Annotated in this window: 13 protein-coding genes; 3 read left to right on the top strand and 10 right to left on the bottom strand. The window is 72.4% G+C overall.

Going from position 1 to position 17,390, the window contains the following annotated elements; genetic code table 11:
• Nucleotides 1–2: 2 nt before the first annotated feature.
• From ACIGYR_RS14810 to ACIGYR_RS14780, 7 genes are all read right to left on the bottom strand, one after another.
• On the bottom strand, nt 3–716 hold the full coding sequence (locus tag ACIGYR_RS14810) for an NDP-sugar synthase (RefSeq protein ID WP_399599155.1): 714 nt from the start codon (nt 714–716) through the stop codon (nt 3–5).
• Nucleotides 717–756: 40 nt separating this feature from the next.
• The gene (locus ACIGYR_RS14805; RefSeq protein ID WP_399599153.1) at nt 757–1,758 is read right to left on the bottom strand and encodes a GDP-mannose 4,6-dehydratase; all 1,002 of its coding nucleotides are present in this window, start codon (nt 1,756–1,758) and stop codon (nt 757–759) included.
• A gap of 41 nt (nt 1,759–1,799) precedes the next feature.
• Nucleotides 1,800–3,194: a hypothetical protein gene (locus tag ACIGYR_RS14800; RefSeq protein ID WP_399599150.1), complete on the bottom strand. Its 1,395-nt coding sequence runs from the start codon at nt 3,192–3,194 to the stop codon at nt 1,800–1,802.
• Nucleotides 3,191–4,702 (bottom strand): GT4 family glycosyltransferase PelF, encoded by a 1,512-nt coding sequence (gene pelF / locus ACIGYR_RS14795; protein WP_391842965.1) that lies wholly within the window; start codon nt 4,700–4,702, stop codon nt 3,191–3,193. The genes ACIGYR_RS14800 and pelF overlap by 4 nt, the downstream gene beginning before the upstream one ends.
• 140 nt (nt 4,703–4,842) lie before the next feature.
• Nucleotides 4,843–6,975, bottom strand: a complete 2,133-nt coding sequence (locus ACIGYR_RS14790; RefSeq protein ID WP_399599145.1) for a hypothetical protein — start codon at nt 6,973–6,975, stop codon at nt 4,843–4,845.
• A gap of 398 nt (nt 6,976–7,373) precedes the next feature.
• Complete coding sequence (locus tag ACIGYR_RS14785) at nt 7,374–7,898, bottom strand: hypothetical protein (RefSeq protein WP_399599142.1); 525 nt, start codon at nt 7,896–7,898, stop codon at nt 7,374–7,376.
• A gap of 418 nt (nt 7,899–8,316) precedes the next feature.
• On the bottom strand, nt 8,317–9,933 hold the full coding sequence (locus tag ACIGYR_RS14780; protein ID WP_399599140.1) for an adenosine deaminase: 1,617 nt from the start codon (nt 9,931–9,933) through the stop codon (nt 8,317–8,319).
• Nucleotides 9,934–10,230: 297 nt separating this feature from the next.
• On the opposite strand from ACIGYR_RS14780, the gene ACIGYR_RS14775 reads away from it, so the two are divergent.
• Both ACIGYR_RS14775 and ACIGYR_RS14770 read left to right on the top strand, forming a co-directional pair.
• The gene (locus tag ACIGYR_RS14775) at nt 10,231–10,488 is read left to right on the top strand and encodes a DUF5133 domain-containing protein (protein WP_399599137.1); all 258 of its coding nucleotides are present in this window, start codon (nt 10,231–10,233) and stop codon (nt 10,486–10,488) included.
• A 166-nt stretch (nt 10,489–10,654) separates the two neighbouring features.
• Nucleotides 10,655–11,572 (top strand): SGNH/GDSL hydrolase family protein, encoded by a 918-nt coding sequence (locus ACIGYR_RS14770; protein WP_399599134.1) that lies wholly within the window; start codon nt 10,655–10,657, stop codon nt 11,570–11,572.
• 43 nt (nt 11,573–11,615) lie between these two features.
• Here the strand turns inward: ACIGYR_RS14770 and pgm are convergent, their stop codons facing one another.
• The 3 genes from pgm to ACIGYR_RS14755 form a co-directional block, all read right to left on the bottom strand.
• On the bottom strand, nt 11,616–13,256 hold the full coding sequence (gene pgm / locus ACIGYR_RS14765; protein WP_399599132.1) for a phosphoglucomutase (alpha-D-glucose-1,6-bisphosphate-dependent): 1,641 nt from the start codon (nt 13,254–13,256) through the stop codon (nt 11,616–11,618).
• Between the two features lie 337 nt (nt 13,257–13,593).
• Nucleotides 13,594–14,433, bottom strand: a complete 840-nt coding sequence (locus ACIGYR_RS14760) for a chitosanase (protein ID WP_399599129.1) — start codon at nt 14,431–14,433, stop codon at nt 13,594–13,596.
• A gap of 167 nt (nt 14,434–14,600) precedes the next feature.
• Nucleotides 14,601–16,136 (bottom strand): MFS transporter, encoded by a 1,536-nt coding sequence (locus ACIGYR_RS14755; protein WP_399600220.1) that lies wholly within the window; start codon nt 16,134–16,136, stop codon nt 14,601–14,603.
• A gap of 205 nt (nt 16,137–16,341) precedes the next feature.
• On the opposite strand from ACIGYR_RS14755, the gene mgrA reads away from it, so the two are divergent.
• The gene (gene mgrA / locus ACIGYR_RS14750) at nt 16,342–17,385 is read left to right on the top strand and encodes an L-glyceraldehyde 3-phosphate reductase (protein ID WP_399599126.1); all 1,044 of its coding nucleotides are present in this window, start codon (nt 16,342–16,344) and stop codon (nt 17,383–17,385) included.
• Nucleotides 17,386–17,390 lie beyond the last annotated feature (5 nt).

Here is a 17,390-nt window from a genome sequence, read left to right as displayed (position 1 = left end):
ACTCAGGCTCCCTTGAGCAGCAGGGACTTACGGCTGGTGAACTCGGCGTTGGCCCGGTCGTAGTCGTCGGGCCGGCCGATGTCCAGCCAGTAGCCGTCGAACTCGTAGGCGTGCGGCGGGTTCTGGTCCCTCAGCAGGTCGAGGACGAGTTCGTCGAAGCCGAGCGGCAGACCCGCCGTGTAGCTGTCCAGGGCCGCTCGGGTGAGGCCGTAGACGCCCATGGAGACCCGGTAGTCCATGCTGGGCTTCTCGGTGAACGCGACGACCTTGCTCGCGTCGGTGGTGAGCACGCCGAAGTCGATGTGCACCTTGCGGGCATAGGTGGCGATGGTGAGCGGCGCGCCCGACTCCCGGTGACGGTGCAGCACGTCGGCGTAGTCGAGGTCGGTGAGGATGTCGCCGTTCATCACCAGGAACGTCTCGGGCAGCCGGTCTCTGAGGTTGAGCAGCGGGCCCATGGTGCCGAGCGGACTCTCCTCGGTGGCGTAGTCGATGCTCATGCCCCACTGGGAGCCGTCGCCGACATAGGCGCGGATGATCTCACCGAGGTGACCGATCGCGATGGTGCAGCGGGTGAAGCCCGCGGCCGACAGCTGGCGCAGCACGATCTCCAGGATGGCGTGCTGGTCGCCTATCGGGACGAGCGGCTTGGGCAGCGCGGTGGTGTAGGGCCGCAGCCGGACGCCCTTGCCTCCCGCCAGGATCACTGCATGCATGGGGCTCCTCCTTCGTTGGGTCGAGACCGTGCCGGACGGGTCAGATGTTGTAGATGCCGGTCTTGTAGCGGGACAGGTTGGCCGGGTCGCGGAAGAACTCCACGGTGTCGGCGAGGCCCTGCTCCAAGGTGTGGGCGGGTCCCCAGCCGGTGGCCGCGGTGAGCCGGGTGGCGTCGGCGACGAGCCGCATGACCTCGGAGTTGGCGGGGCGGATGCGTTCGGGGTCCGCGCGGACGTCGAGGGCGGTGTCCATGACCTTGCCGATCAGCGCGACGAGGTCTCCGACCGAGATCTCGCCGCCCGTCCCGGCGTTGAAGGTGCGGCCGACGACCTTCTCGGCGGGCGCGTTGCCCACGGCGAGGAACGCCTGGGCGGTGTCCTTGACGAAGGTGAAGTCCCGGGTGGGCCGCAGGTCGCCGAGGGTGATGGTCCGCTCCCCCGCCGCCACCTGGCCGATGACGGTCGGGATGACCGCGCGCATCGACTGGCGCGGCCCGAAGGTGTTGAACGGCCGGAGGGTGACGACCGGGGTGCCGAAGCTCGCGTGGTAGCTGTCGGCGAGCCGGTCGCCGCCGGCCTTCGAAGCGGCGTACGGCGACTGGGTGTTGATGGGGTGGTCCTCGGTGATGGGCACGGTCCGGGCGGTGCCGTAGGTCTCACTGGTGGAGGTGTGCACCAGCCGGGGCGTGCCCAGCGCCCGCACCGCCTCCAGCACGTTGAGCGTGCCGGTGACGTTGGTCTCCACGTAACTGTGCGGCGCCTGGTAGGAGTACGGGATCGCGATCAGGGCGGCCAGGTGGTAGGCGACGTCGGCACCGTCGAGCAGGCCGCGGACGGAGCCGGGGTCGCGGACGTCACCGAGGACGATCTCCACCTGGTCCAGGACGTCCGGGGCGAGGGTCTCCAGCCAGCCGTACGAGGAGAAGGAGTTGTACTGGGCCATGGCCCTGACCCGGTACCCGGAGGCGACCAGCGCCTCGGTGAGGTGGGAGCCGATGAAGCCCTCGGCTCCGGTGACTGCGGCGAGCTGTGCGGAGGTCAACTCAAGGGTCCTTCCGGTGGGTTGGTCGAGCGGAGTCGGCATCAGGCGTGCCGGGCGGGCCGGCCGAGCAGCAGCAGCGCGTACGCCACCAGGCCCAGCACGGCGGCGCCGCAGCACAGCGGCAGGACGGTGGGGCCGGCCGGCAGGCCGAGCGCCGCCGCCGCGCCGGCCACCGCGGCGGCGGCCAGGCAGATCACGGCCGGCGGCCAGGCGGCCCCGAACGCCTGGAGGAGCAGCGCGGTCCACAGGGTGGCCGCGAGCAGCAGCAGGGTGGCCGGCGCGGCGCCGGTGAGGTAGGCGGCGGGCAGCAGGGGCAGCACATAGGCGAACAGGCAGCCGCCGAGGACGGCCGCCGAGCGCAGCAGGAATCCGGCGGGGGTCGCGGTGGCACGCAAGGCCGCGACGGACAGGCCGCGATAGCGGTACAGCAGCCATTCGGCGGGACCCATGCTGACCGTCAGCACGATCACCGCGTACGGTTCGAGCCGCCCTTCCAGCAGCACCAGCACGCCCGCGGCCAGCCCGAAGAGCCCGTACGGCAGGGACCACACCAGCCGGGGCCGGGCGCCGCCGGCCGCGGCCGGGGCGGCGAGGGCCCCGCGCAGGGCGTGACCGGTGCCGGCGAGGGTGGCGAGCAGTGCCAGCAGTGGCAGCCCGGTACGCAGGGAGGTGCCGGGGTCCCACCAGGGGAGTACGGCGGCCCCCGCGACGAGCGGGGTGAGCGCGGCCAGCAGCAGCCGTTCACGGGCCAGCACGAGCAGGACGCCGGCCGCCGCCAGGTACAGCGACTGGGCCGCCGTCGCCAGGAGCACCGGGCCGCCGCCGGTGAGCGGGGCCGCGGCGCCCGTGGCGAGGGCCGCGCCCAGCGGCGCGCCGGTCAGCAGGGCGCGGCCGGCTTCCCGGCGGCCGGTCGCCATCCGCAGGTGGGCGCGGTGGCCGAGCGCCTGGCCCCAGCCCCACGAGACGAGGCCCGCGAGGATCAGCGCGGCGGCGTGCCGGCCGGGGTGCCACAGGGGTGCGGTCAGCAGGTAGGCGAGGCCCGGCAGGGCGAACAGCACCCCGCGCAGCAGGCAGCGGAAGGTGTCCGGGCGCCAGGGGTCGGCCGCCGGTGCGGGTTCCGGGAAGGTCCGGGGCACCTGCTCGTAGAGCGCGGCGGCGAGGGAGAAGAGGTTCGGGTGGCCGTACCGCTGTTTGATCTGCTCGGCGGTCAGGCCCTCGGCCTCCAGCAGGGCGGCCACCTCGTAGGGGTGGACGGCGGGTCCGATGCGGTCGGCCAGGTCGGCGGCCAGCCGGCTCACCGCCTCCGGGTCGGGGGCGAAGCCGGGCAGCCGCAGGGCCAGGGTGCGGTCGTCGCCGCGGGCGGGCGTCCCGGCGAGGCGCAGTGCGAGGGTGTCCTGCTCGGCACCGCCCGGTTCGAGCGCCATGGGCCCGCTCATCCGGCCAGGCTCCCGGCGGCGACCCGGAGTTCCTGGCTCTGCGCGGCCGGTACCGCGAACGGCCGGGCGTGGGAGGGCAGTTCGAGGTATATGGCGCGGAAGGTGTCGATGGTCTGGCGCAGGGTGAACTGGTCGATGACGCGCAGCCGGGCCGCCTCCCCCATCGCCCCGCGCCGCCCGGCGTCGCCGAGCAGTTCCAGTGCCGCCGCCGCCATCCGGGACGGGTCGCGCGGCGGGACGACGAGGCCGGTGTCGCCCACGGCCTCCCGTACGCCGCCCACGTCCGTGGACACGGTCGCCCGGCCGCAGGACATGGCCTCGATGAGGGTGAACGGGAAGCCCTCGCTGATACTGGAGAGCATCACGACGTTCCCGGCCGCGTAGGCGTCCTTGATGTCGTCGACCCGGCCCTCGAAGGTGACGGCGTCCGCGTGCCCCAGTTCGGCGGCGAGGGCCTCGCAGCGTTCCCGGTACGCCTCCCCGCCGCGCGGTGTGCCGCCGAAGAGCCGCAGCCGGGCCTCCGGTATCTCCTTGCGGACCAGGGCGAAGGCGCGGATGAGGGTCTCCAGGTCCTTGATGGGGTCGACGCGGCCGGCCCAGCTGAGCGTGGGCACGTCGGGCTCGGGTCCGGCGGGCGGGAACGCGGTCGGGTCCACGCCGTTGTAGACGGTGCGGATGGCCTCGGGGTCGGCGCCGCCCTGTTCCTCCCAGAGCCGGTTGTAGCGGTTGCCGGGGGTGATCAGGGCGGCCCGGCGGTAGCTCTCCTCGGCCAGCAGCCGGAAGAAGCCGAGGACGAGGGCCTTCACCGGCCAGCGGTAGGGCGCGGTGCGGTAGCCGAGGTACCGTTCGCGCAGGTAGACGCCGTGTTCGGTGAGCAGCAGCGGGACCCCGTGCCGCTCCAGGCCGGCAAGGCCGGGCAGCACCGCCACCCCGCCGCTGACGGCGTGGGCCACGCCGTGCCGGGGCAGGGGTGCGGCGAGCGGACGCAGGGCGTGTTCCAGCAGGGCGGTGGCGGTGACCGCGTCGTGCAGGGTGGGCCGGGCCTCGCGGGCGGCCAGCCCCGGGCGGTTCCAGACCCCGGCGAGGATCGTGATGGCCCGGTCGCCGCGGAGGAACGGGCTGAGCGTGCCGTCGGCGGCGGCCCTGGCCATCGTGTACAGCGCCGGCGGGAACTGGCCCTCGGCGTGCGGGTCGAGCAGCGCGGTCAGGAAGCGTTCGTAGGCGGCGGCGAGCCGGCCGAGGGCCCGGCCCCGGGGTGGCCGGCCCTCGGGCGGGGCTCCCCACATGGGCACGGAGAGCACGTCGTGGACGTGGGCGGGCAGGTCCCAGACGACGGGTTCGCGTCCGGTGCCGGTGACGGCGATGACGTCGAAGTCGAGGTCGGGCATGCCCTGGACGAGTTGGTCGCACCAGACACTGACGCCGCCATGGCTGTGCGGGTAGGTGCCTTCGGTGAGCAGGGTGACGTGCGCCGCGCCGGTGCGGCGGGCGCCGTGGTGAACGTGCATCGATGGGGCTCCACGGCCGAGGTGTGGGGTGGTCGTGCGGGTGCCGGCGGCCGATGGACGGCCGGGATCCGGGCCCGTCCGAGCGCCTCCCGTCGACTACGGGCGGGAGGTGCGGGCGGGCCCTGGGATCGGTGCGCCGTTCAGCTGTCCGGGGTGTACGGCATCTGCTCGGTCACGCCTGCGGGGACCTCGGTGTCCGGGGCCGGGGCGGTGGCCGCGGCGGCGTTGTCCGCGGTCACGGCCGGTGCCGCGGCCGGGGGCGCCGGCAGGGTGAAGGTGAGCGCGGTGCCGGAGGAGGTGGTCCAGCCGGACAGCGCGCCGGCGTAGGCCGTGCCGAAGGCGTTGCCGCCGAAGGTGGTGCCGCTGGGCAGGGTCGCCGGGACGGCGGTGCCGGTCGGCCCCTGCACGGTGACGGTGTCGCCGATGCGGTAGGCGGTGATCCGGTCGGCCTGCACGGCGCTCTTCCAGGCGGCGCGGTGCTGGAGTTCGGCGCCGATGTCCTTCATCCGCAGGTTCACGACGGGGGTGTCGGTCGCGAACAGGGCGTCGTAGCCGTCCAGGACGCCGTCGAGGACGGGGTAGGCGATGCGGTCCTCGGCGAGGTTGGACTGGTGGATGAAGTGCGGCTTGGGATCGTTGGACAGCACGTGTCCGAGGGCGATCCGGGTCTCCAGGGGCACGATGTAGCCGCTGTAGCCGGTGCCGGTGTTCAGCGGGGCCGGCAGGCAGGTGGTGGTGGCCGGGTTGTCCTCGCAGATGCCGCTGCCACCCTGGGCGCGGCTGGTGTAGAGCCAGTTGTACTCGTCCACCTGCTCGGCGGCCCGGCCCGCGTTGTAGAAGACGTTCATCGGGTAGCGGGAGACCGTGGTGGCCGGGCCGACCTGACGCTGCTCGGGGTCGCGGGAGTTGTCGGAGGCGAGCCACTTGACGCCGTCGTCGGCGAGTGAGAGCGCCAGATTGGGGTTGTCCTGCGGCTGCTGCGGCAGGATCTTCAGTCCGGAGTGCTCACCGGTGACCAACTCGTCTGTCTGCAACGGGAGTCCGGCGGCCTGGCCCCAGGCGCGGTTGGTGGCGATCTCGTAGTCGATCGTGGCGCGGCTGACCCACGCGGTGCTGCCGTCGGCGTTGGTCCGGCACGTCCACGGAACGACGGTGACGTTCTGCTCGCAGCCGAGGAAGGCATGCGTGTAGGTGTGGTTGACCCAGCGGAACCGGTCGCGGTCGGCGATCAGCTTGTCGGCGAGCTGGTCGACGCCGTTGTTGTCCTCACGCTGGTCGATGCTGCCCGCGCCGTTGTAGACCAGGTCGAGGGTGAAGCCGTGGCTGTTCTGCCAGGCGGTGGCGTGGTCGACGTCCGCCGGGGTCATCCGGATCGGGTTGGGCGTGCCCGCGCCGACCGCACAGTCGACGTCGCCGGGGGTGCAGTTGAGCTGGGTGTCCCAGCGGTCGTCGGCGGCGAACACGTCGTCCACGTGGACGGCGAAGTAGTTGCGGGAGGCGCCGAGGTGCACCCCGCCGGTCATCCACTCGACGATCCCGCGGGCCAGCAGCCGGAACTGCTGCTGGTACTGGTTGTAGACGAAGGTGACGACCAGTTCGCGCCGGCTGTCGTGCCGGTACTCGCCGACCAGGGAGCCCTGCTCGGTGGTGCCCGGGACGGCGGCCTGCACGTAGGGGGTGAAGTCGGCGCCGGCGGCGGGCGCCGACAGGTAGGCGTAACTCTCGCCGACGGTGGGCGAGTTGTCCTCGAACGGCACCGCCCCGTCGAGGTAGCCGAAGGGCCCGGACTTCCCGGCCGCGGTGACCTGGGCCTGGACGCCGTCGATGCTCCCCGAGTAGCCGCCGGAGGTGGGGACCTGGAGGCCGACCTGGGGCCGGGCGTAGGTGTAGGCGTCGACCTGCGGGATCGCGTACGTCTTCTCGTAGGCGGTGAGCGCGGCCATCTCGCTCGAACCGGCCGAGAACGGGTTGTCGTTGGGCAGGACGACGGCCTGGAACTTGGCGCGCGGCCGGCCGCCGACGGTGTCGGCGAGGAATCCCGCGTCGATGGTGGGCCGGTCGGAGCGTGTGAGGTCGACCTTCGTGTACGGCGTTCCGGCGGCGTCGAGTTCGGCGGCGATGGCGTCGGTGGCCGGACCACCGTCGCTCACCACCAGGACTCTGAGGTCGACGCGCGGTGCCGTGGCGTCGGCCTGTGCCGGGCCGGCCTGAAGGCCGAGCGCGGCGATCAGCGCGCCCACCGTCAGCGCGGTGGTGCGTATGGTCCGCTTCATGCGGTGAAGTCCCCTCCCCGGGCAGGGGTGAGTACGGCTCCCATGGAGCGGACGCACCCCCTGGCGTGACGCCGGCGTCCCCCTCAGAAGCCGGTCGTCGACGCATTCGTCGCGTCACACATGGTGAGGCATCTGTGTAGCTTTTGTGGTCGAGTTACGAAACCTGACGGAAAAGCGCAGGTGTCCAACCGCATCCCGAGGCAACCTGGAAGACCGTTTTCACGTCCCCGGGGCATCGGGGTTCGCGACGAAAGGCCGGGTCCGGCCGGGTTCGGCCGCCCTACGACGAACCGGCGGACCGTGACGGTCCGCCGGGCGACGAGTCGTGATCCGTTCCGCGCGGGACATTTGTTCGGAAATCGATTCCGGTCATCCGGGCCGCGGAACCAGCAGGTCCGTCAGGCGCAGAGGACCCGGGTCTCAGGGGTGTACACGGGCCCGCCGTTGGTGTTGGTGCTGTCGCTGAACTCGGCGTAGAAGTACGAGTAGAAGCCGATGTTGCCGTTGCAGCCGGAGTCGGCGGCGACCTGGAGGGTCAGCGTGACGGTCCGGCTCTGACCGGGCGGGATGGTGGCGCCGTAGTTGCCGCCGAGGTTGCTCGGACCGGTGCCGGAACAGGGGGTGCTGCCGCTCGCCGTGGCCAGATTGCAGCCGGTGAAGCTGTACTTCAGGTCCGGGCGCTGGGTGGTCAGCCAGGTCGGGTCGATGGTCTGGTACACGAACCAGACGTCGTAGGTCTTGTTGTTGGTGATCGTCATCGACAGGTTCACCGTGCCACCGGGGGTGGTGGTGGCACTGTCGGTGGCGAAGGTCAGCGCGGCCGGCGCGGGGTCGGCGCTCGCGCTCGGGGCGAGGCCGAAGACCGCGAGGAGGAAGGCGAGGGCGGCGGTGAGACCGAGGCGTCTCGGCAGAGAAGATCGCATGGCCCGGGAGGCTAGGCACGCGTCCGGCGCGGCGTCTGCACCGCCGCGTCGGACGCGAACCCGGGACGGCCGAAAGTGATTGCCCTGTGAAGAACCTGCGGAGTTGTCGTGACGGTCCGTCACCCGTCGCATACGCGCACGCCCGGGCCGGGTGACGGAGGGGAGCCACGGGCTGAGCCGGACCCCTGGAGCGCGGCACGGTATTGGCTCGGAGGAGACCTCCCCACCGCGGCGGAATCAGGGTGTCCGCTTGTGGTGAGGGATCATTGTCGGCCAAAGAGTGTCTTCCGGCCGGGGTGCCCTGCACCGGCCGCCCGGTTCGGCCGGGGTGCCGGGAGGACATGGCCGTGGATTCCGCGCAGTCGCGGCCCCGCCGGGAGGGACCGTGGGCCGGCCGTCCCGGCGTGGCCGGGCGCGGTCAGCGGGCCCAGCGGGCGTGGGCCCGTTCGAAGGCGGCGAAGGCGGCCTCCTGGTGCCATTCGAGACGGGCCCTGGCGCTCTTCGCGAGCAGGTGCCGGCAGGCCGCGCCGCGCACGGGCAGTCCGGGGTGTTCGGCACGGCACGCGGAGACCGGGCGGTAACCGGCGGCCGTGGGGTTCCCCTGCCACAGGCTCGCCCCGGGCAGGAAGCCGTACTCCAGGGACGCGCGGGCCAGATCCTTCAGCTCGGGATACCGCAACCCGTAGGTGGCGGCGGCGTACCGGTACTCGTGGCTGATGTCGATCCGGGAGACCCCGGGGTCGTCCGTGGCGAGGACGACCGGGACGCCGTAGCGCCGGTAGGTGCCGAAGGGGTGGTCGGCGCCCTTGACGCCCAGGATCTGGGCGTTGCTGGAGAAGGGCACCTCCACCGCCACCTCGCGGTCCGCCATGGTGCGTGCGGTGCGCTGCCAGTCGTCCTCGTGGACGAGGTCGACGCCGTGTCCGACCCGCTCGGTGCGGGCGACGCCCACGGCCTCCTTGACGTGGAACTTCAGGTCCTCGGGCTTGACCAGCCCGGGCCACAGCTCGCCCGCGTGCAGGGTGACGTGGGCCCTCGGGTACTGGGTGCGCAGATAGCCCACCATGCGCATCTGCAGGCTGTAGTCGCGCAGGGAGCTGTCCCAGTCCTCGGGCTGCACGAGGTTCACGGCGACGAACCGCGGGTCCGCCTCGGCCAGCCGCATGCCGAGGGCGAGCTGGGTGAAGACCCGCTCCGGCGCACTGCTCCGGGACGCCTGGGAGATCCAGCGGACGGTGAGGCCGCAGGCGGGCCGCGCCGACGGGGTGCCGCAGTGCTCGGTGGCGCGGAACTCGGCGTCGCCGTCGTCGGCCTCCTCGCGGGCCTCGGCGACCAGCCTGTCCAGCTTGCCGCCCGCGACCAATTCGCGGTGCAGGGCGGCCAGGTCGTCGTCCCAGCCGACCTGCGCGGCGAGCTTCTTCGCGCCGTCGGAGGCGGGGGTGACCATCGTCTCCAGGTAGAACTGGTTGTTGCGGACGACGGCGTCGGCGACCTCGGCGAGCAGCTTGCCCCGGTGCCGCCAGGTGACCTCGCCGAACTTGCCGAAGGTGTCGAAGAAGTGGTCGTGTCCGTTCTGGCCGGGCGGGAAGTCCTCCATGGACCAGGCGCGGATCAGCGCGGCGCGGAAGACGCGGTCGGTGCGCGCGTCGGCGGCGGGGCGGGTGCCGGCGCCGCAGGGCGGGGCGACGGCGGTCAGCGTCGCGGTGTCGACGCACAGGCCGTCCTCGGCGGCCAGCTCGATCAGGTACTCCGTGGACACCGCGCCGGAGAGGTGGTTGTGCAGGTCCCCGCCCTTGGGGAGCTGCCGGAAGAAGTCGCGCAGGGCCGCGGGCCGGTCGCGCAGCGCACGCAGGTAGTCGTCCGTGCGCGCCTCCGCCGCGGTGATCTGCCGGGGCGGCGGCGCGGCGGGCCGGTCGTCCCGGTGGGCGGGCTGGGCGGAGGCGGGCAGGGCGGACAACAGGGACAGGACACTGAGGGTGCCGAGCACGGTCGGAACGACGCGTTGGCTCAGGGCACCTCGACGTTGCAGACTCACAGGGGCATGATCACGGAAAGATCACGACGACACGCCCGCTCGGACGGATACCGCGCGGAGAGCACCCGACCGGGTGACACAGAGCGGCGCGCCGTCGTCGGCCCGGCTCCCCGGCACCGGTCCGCCCGGTCGGCCGGGGCCGGACGGACGGGGCGGACCTGGCGGACCGGGCGGACCGGGCGGCGCATGGGGGTGGGACGCCCGCGTGATCGACCGAGCGGGGCATGCGCGGCGTCGATGCGGGTATTCGCGCAGCGATTTCGTACATCGGCGCGACGCACCAGGGAGGCGGAACGCATGCTCATGGCACACCCCGCGGTACTGAAGGACCTCATCGCTCAGTACGAGGCCCTCACCCTGCTGGGGGCCGAGGAGAGCACTCCTCAGGCCCGGCAGCGGCTCGCGGACATCTCCTATACCCTGTGCGTGGCCACCGGCACCCGGGATGTCGACATGGCTCTGATCGCCGCGCGCCACCGCCTGTCCGGCGCCCGGCCGGAGGACGACTCCCTGCTCCTGACGTCCGCCTCGGCGGAGCAGGTGCCCGTGGTCTGAACCCCCCGCTCTCCCCGAGCAGTTGACAGCACCCTCCCCCTGAACTCGTTGCTTCCCGCTTCTGGTCGGCGAGACCTACCGGACGGTATACAGGCCCAGTCGAACGCGCGACGGCCGCCGTCCCATGGCCGCCACCGCGCGATGCAGCGGGTCAGGGGGAGGATTCATGACGCACCAGACGCGTCCGGCGGACCGGGTGAGAGGACGGCGGCGGGCCGCCGTGCTGGGGGCCGCGCTGAGCGGATGCGCCCTGGTCGCGGCCGGCACGACACCGGCCGCGGCGCACCCGGCCGGACCCGGCCGCGACGTCGCCTACGTCGCGCTCGGCGACTCCTACACCTCGGGCCCCGGCATACCTACGCAGGTGAACGCCGAATGTGCCCGCTCGGACCACAACTACCCCTCGCTCGTGGCCGACCGGCACAGGACGGCCGCGTTCACGGACGTGAGCTGCGGCGGGGCCACGACCGCCGAGATGTGGCGGGCACAGGGCGGCAATCCGCCCCAGCTGGACGCCCTGGACCGGCACACGGACCTGGTGAGCCTGCAGATCGGCGGCAACGACGTCGGTTTCGGCACCATCATCGGCACCTGCGCCCGCCTCGCCGCCCAGGACCCGGCGGGCAACCCCTGCGAGCGCTCCTACCAGGCGTCCGGCTATGACCGGCTGACCCTGGACATCGCGCGGACCGCGCCGAAGGTCGACCGGGTGCTGCGGGAGGTGCGTGCCCGGGCCCCGCACGCCCGGGTGCTCGTCGTCGGCTATCCGGACCTGCTGCCCGACGACGGCAGCGGCTGCTTCCCGCAGGTGCCGTTCGCCCGGAAGGACTTTCCCTACCTGCGGGACACCGAGAAGCGGCTGAACCTGATGCTGCGGCTGGTGGCCGCTGTGAACCGGGCCGAGTACGTGGACACCTACGGCCCCACGGTCGGCCACGACATGTGCAAGGCGCCCGCGGACCGCTGGGTCGAGCCGCTCCAGCCGGCCTCGCCCGCGGCCCCGGCACACCCCAACGCCAAGGGGGAAGCGGCCATGGCGGAGGCGGTGCTGGCCCGGCTGGAGCGGGGGCACGGAAGCGGCTGAGCCCGCGGGCGGCCCCCGGGACGGGGACCGCCCCACGGTCCGGTCAGGAGCCGAGCGCTGCCAGCACCACCGCCTGGGCCTCCTCCTGTACCCGGGCGAGGTGGTCGGCGCCGAGGAAGGACTCGGCGTACACCTTGTAGACGTCCTCGGTCCCCGACGGCCGGGCGGCGAACCAGGCGTTCTCGGTGGTGACCTTGATGCCGCCGATCGCGGCACCGTTGCCGGGGGCCTCGGTGAGGACGGCCGTGACCGCCTCCCCGGCCAGCGTGTCCGCGGTGACCTGGGCCGGCGACAACTTGCCGAGCAGGGCCTTCTGTTCGCGGGTGGCGGGAGCGTCGATGCGGGCGTAGGCGGGGGCGCCGAAGCGGGCGGTGAGGTCGGCGTAGTGCTCCGAGGGGGTCTTGTCGGTGACGGCCGTGATCTCGGCGGCGAGGAGGGCCAGGAGGATGCCGTCCTTGTCGGTGGTCCACACCGAGCCGTCGCGGCGCAGGAAGGACGCGCCGGCCGACTCCTCGCCGCCGAATCCGAGGTCGCCGCCGGCCAGTCCGTCCACGAACCACTTGAACCCGACCGGTACCTCGACCAGCCGCCGGCCGAGATCGGCGGCGACCCGGTCGATCATGGTGGAGGAGACGAGGGTCTTGCCGATGCCCGCGGTGTCCGGCCACTGGTCGCGGTGCCGGTAGAGGTAGGAGATGGCGACGGCGAGGTAGTGGTTGGGGTTCATCAGGCCGGCGTCCGGGGTGACGATGCCGTGCCGGTCGGCGTCGGCGTCGTTGCCGGTGGCGATGCGGAAGCGGTCGCGCTGCTCGATGAGGGAGGCCATCGCGTACGGCGAGGAGCAGTCCATGCGGATCTGGCCGTCCCAGTCCAGCGTCATGAACCGCCAGGTGGGGTCGGTGTGCGGGTTGACCACGGTCAGGTCGATGCCGTGCTGCTCGGCGATCCGGCCCCAGTAGGCGACGGAGGCCCCGCCGAGCGGGTCGGCGCCGATGCGCACGCCGGCCCCGCGGACGGCGTCCAGGTCCAGCACCCCCGGCAGGTCGGCGACGTACGTGCCCAGGAAGTCGTACCACTGGGTGGTGTCCGCGGCGAGCGCGCGGGCGTAGGGCAGCCGGCGTACGTCCTTCAGGCCGCCGGTGACGATCTGGTTGGCGCGGTCCTGGATCCAGGAGGTCGCGTCGGAGGCCGCCGGGCCGCCGCTCGGCGGGTTGTACTTGAAGCCGCCGTCGGCGGGCGGGTTGTGCGACGGGGTGACGACCACGCCGTCGGCGAGGCCGGAGGTACGGCCCCGGTTGTACGTCAGGATCGCGTGCGAGACGGCCGGGGTGGGCGTGTAGCCGTCCGCGCTGTCGACGAGCACGGTCACCTCGTTGGCGGCGAAGACCTCCAGCGCGGTGGCCTTCGCCGGTTCCGACAGGGCGTGGGTGTCGGCGCCGAGGAAGAGCGGGCCGTCCGTGCCCTGGGCGGCGCGGTATTCGCAGATGGCCTGGCTGGTGGCGGCGATGTGGTCCTCGTTGAAGGCGCCGGCCAGGGACGAACCGCGGTGCCCCGAGGTGCCGAACGCCACCCGCTGCCCCGGGTCGGCCGGGTCGGGGTGCAGCGTGTAGTACGCCGTGACCAGCCGGGCCACGTCGACAAGGTCCTCGGGACCGGCCGGCCGGCCTGCTCGCTCGTGCGGCATGAGTCCGTTCCTCCGCATCGGTGGGGTCGTTCGCTCACCTCATCTTTCCTCGTCAGGGGCGTGTCATGCGAGTGCGCCCCGCCCGGCCGGGTGCAGCCGGCCCGGCTGCCCTGTGATCCGCTCATCCGCTGATCGCCGCGGCACCGTGTCCCTGCGTACCGCCTCATGACAGGCAGGTCCGTCGCCGTGTCCGAACCCACCGTCAGAGCCCCCCGGCCTCGTCCTCGCCGTCCGGCGCGCGAGCGGCGCCTGACCGCACGGCAGGCCGGGGGGACGGGCTCCGGGGGCCCGGTCGCCGCGCCCTCCGGCCTGCCGCACGCCTCGTGAGTCCGCCGCGTCAGCCGATGTGATAACTGTCCCCGTACACCTGCCAGTCGAGCGGGGTGTTCAGGTCGAGGTTGCCCTTGCGCAGGAAGACCCGCTGCTCGGTGTCGACCCTGCTGGTGTCGCTGTGCGCCTCCTCCTGCTTCATGGCCCACACCCGGGCGTCCAGGAAGGCGTTGAGGTACGTCGTCTCGTTGCCGCCCTGGGCCGGCGGCTTGGCGCTGCGCAGGGCGCGCTTGCGTATGTTGCGGAAGCTGGTCGGGTCGTCGCCGTCGCCGTGCATGACGATGGCGTCGTAGTAGGTGAACTGGCCGAGGGCGCGCAGCCCGTCGGCCCTGCCCTGGGCGACCGCGGGGTTGAAGTACACGCGGTCGCGCTCGTCGTTCTGGGCCTGCTGGAAGGCGGTGTCCTGGGCGGCCGTGCGCCAGTCCTTGGGGAAGTTCGGGTCCAGGCCGGAGTGCGAGTCGGTGCCGTCGACCCTGCGCAGGGCGGGCAGGTACTTGGCGAGGACGTTGCCGGGCTTGCGGTCGGTGTAGAGCTGGACGAGGTCGAGCATGTCGCCGGTGCCGGAGCAGAAGCCGATGATGCCGGCGGTGTAGCCACGGCCGTCGCCGATGTCCTCGATGTACTTGTACTGGGCCTTCCAGTCGAGCGAGGAGTTCTCCGCGCTCGACACCAGCTTCATGGCGATCTCCTTCTTCGCCGGGTCGTCCAGGCCCGGCGCGGCGGCCCGGGCCGCGGTCGCGGGGGCGACGCCGAGCAGGACGCCGGAGGCGGCGGCGCCCAGCGCGGCCACGACGGCCCGGCGTGAGAGGTGGGCGGGGGTCGCTGTTGCGCGGTCTGCGTGCACCACAGGGGCTCCAAGTGGGAGTGGGGGGTGGCGAGTTGGTCCGTACCGGTACTGGTAGGAAAGTTTCCTATCAAACACGGTGGGCGCCGGTAACCCGGCAGGCGAGAAGTTCGTAGGATCGGACAACTCCCCCTCGGGCCCCCCACTCGGACCCCGGAAGTCCCCGCGGCTCAGCCGCGCCGGGCCTCCTCCCGCTCCTTCGTGAAGGCGTACAGCTCCTCCGACGTGGAGATGAGCTGGCCCCGCTCCTCCCGGGAACCCACCATCGGCTGGGAGCCCTTCAGCGGCACCTGGGCGCTCTCCGGCAGGAACTTGACGGTGATCAGTCCGATGACGCCGGCCAGCATCAGGTAGTAGGCGGGCATGAGGTCGTCACCGGTGAGGTCGACCAGCGCGGCGGTGACCAGCGGGGTGGTGCCGCCGAACGCGGCCACGGCGATGTTGAAGCCGATACCCATGGCCGCGTAGCGGACGGCGGTCGGGAAGAGGGCGGGCAGCGTGGCCGCACTGGGTGCGGCGAAGCAGGCCAGCAGGGTGGACAGGAGCAGCACCCCGAGGATCGGCGGCCAGGTGCCGTGCACCTTGATCAGCAGGAAGGCGGGGACGGCGAGCACGATCATCGCCACGGCGGCGACGGCGTAGAGCGGCCGTCGGCCCACGCGGTCGCTCAGCCGGCCGAGGAAGGTGATCAGGACGACGATCCACAGCATGCCGACGAGCACCAGCAGGTCCGCGGAGCCGCTGGAACGGTGCAGGGTCTCGGTCTGATAGGTCGGCAGATAGCCGGTGACCATGTAGTTGGTGACGTTGTAGAGCAGCACCAGGCCCATGCAGACGAGCAGGGCGGGCCAGTGGTTGCGGACGATGTCCTTGAACTCGCTGCCCGCGGACTCCTGCGCCAGGGCCTTCTCGTGGTCGTCCAGCTGCTGCTGGAAGGCCGGGGACTCCTCCAGTTTCATCCGCATGTACAGGCCGATCACGCCGAGCGGGCCGGCGATCAGGAACGGCACGCGCCAGCCCCAGGAGAGCATCTGGTCGTCCGTCAGGGCCAGGTTGAGCGCGGTGACCAGCGCGGAGCCGAGGGCGTAGCCGACGAAGGTGCCGAAGTCGAGCCAGCTGGAGAGGAAGCCGCGCCGGCGGTCCGGGGAGTACTCGGCGACGAAGGTGGTCGCCCCGCCGTACTCGCCGCCGGTGGAGAAACCCTGGACCATACGGGCCAGCAGGAGCAGCACGGGCGCGGCGATGCCGATGGTGGCGTACCCGGGGATGACTCCGATGGCGAAGGTGCCCAGCGCCATCATGATCATGGTGGTGGCGAGCACCTTCTGCCGTCCGATCCGGTCGCCGAGCGGCCCGAAGACCAGCCCGCCGAGGGGGCGGACGACGAAGGCGGCGGCGAACGTCGCGAACGAGGAGATGACCTGGGCGGCCGGAGAGGCGCCCGGGAAGAACACCTTGCCGATGGTCGCGGCGAGGTAGCTGTAGACACCGAAGTCGAACCACTCCATGCAGTTGCCGAGCGCGGAGGCGCCGACGGCGCGCCGGAGCAGCGGAGGCTCGACGACCTGGACGTCGTCCGTGCGGAAGGCCCCACGGTTGCGGCGGAGCCTGCGGGTCAGCTCCTCCCGGACCTGGTGCGGCAGCCGCGCCACCGCCTTGGGCACCCGCGACCTGCTCCGGGCGTTCGGTTCCTGACCGGACGTCACGTCCCCACCGGGCGTCGCACCGCTCACGAGCGCCTCCTTCCTCTCGCTCCGTTGATCACCGCCTGCCCCACTGCTCGATTCAGAAACGGAACCACTCAATCCCATCCGGGACGGCGGTTGGACTTGCGAAGCGCCGGGGAGCAGGGTGGACGGGCCCGTGCGCACACGCAGGGGCACCCCTACGGCACCACCCGGAGAAGACCCGATGACGTACGTCGCGGACCCCGCTCGCTACGACGGCAGCATGCGCTACCGGCGCACCGGCCGTTCCGGACTGGATCTGCCGGTCCTGTCCCTGGGCTACTGGCACAACTTCGGCGACGACCGCCCGTTCGAGACACAGCGCGAGATCGCGCTGCGCGCCTTCGACCTCGGAATCACCCATCACGACCTGGCCAACAACTACGGCCCGCCGTACGGCGCAGCCGAGAGCAACTTCGGCCGGCTCATGCGGCGGGACCTGGCGCCGTACCGGGACGAGCTGGTCGTCTCCACCAAGGCGGGCTGGGACATGTGGCCCGGCCCCTACGGGCAGGGCGGCGGCTCCCGCAAGTACCTGCTGGCCTCGCTGGACCAGTCGCTCAGCCGGATGGGCCTGGACCACGTGGACATCTTCTACTCCCACCGGCTGGACGCGAGCACGCCGCTGGAGGAGACCATGGGCGCGCTCGACACCGCCGTCCGCCAGGGCAAGGCCCTGTACGTGGGCATCTCCTCCTACGACGCCGAGCGCACCCGGCAGGCCGCCGCGATCCTGCGCGACCTCGGCACCCCGCTGCTGATCCACCAGCCGTCGTACAGCATGCTCAACCGCTGGATCGAGACCGACGGCCTGCTGGACGCGGCCCGGGACGAGGGCTTCGGGGTCATCGGATTCACCGCGCTCGCCCAGGGACTGCTCACGGGCCGCTACCTGGAGGGCGTCCCGCAGGACTCCCGGGCCGCACGCGGGACCTCACTGGACGCTTCCTGGCTGACGGACGAGATGCGCGGCCGGCTGCGCGCCCTGAACGACATCGCGGCCCGGCGCGGGCAGAGCCTGGCCCAGCTGGCGCTGGCCTGGGCGCTGCGGGACGAGCGGGTGACGTCCCTCGTCATCGGCGCCTCCCGGGTCGAGCAGCTGGAGCAGAACGTCGCCGCGCTGGAGAACCTCGACTTCACCGGCGAGGAACTGGCCGAGATCGACACGTACGCGACCGACGGCGGCGTGGACCTGTGGCGGGACGCCCGGCTGGGAAACCTCGACTGAGGAAA

The organism is Streptomyces sp. NPDC053076 (genome assembly GCF_044546845.1).
GTDB lineage: Bacteria > Actinomycetota > Actinomycetes > Streptomycetales > Streptomycetaceae > Streptomyces.
Note: the sequence above shows the minus strand (reverse complement) of the source record. Positions and strands in the feature narration are given on the sequence as shown.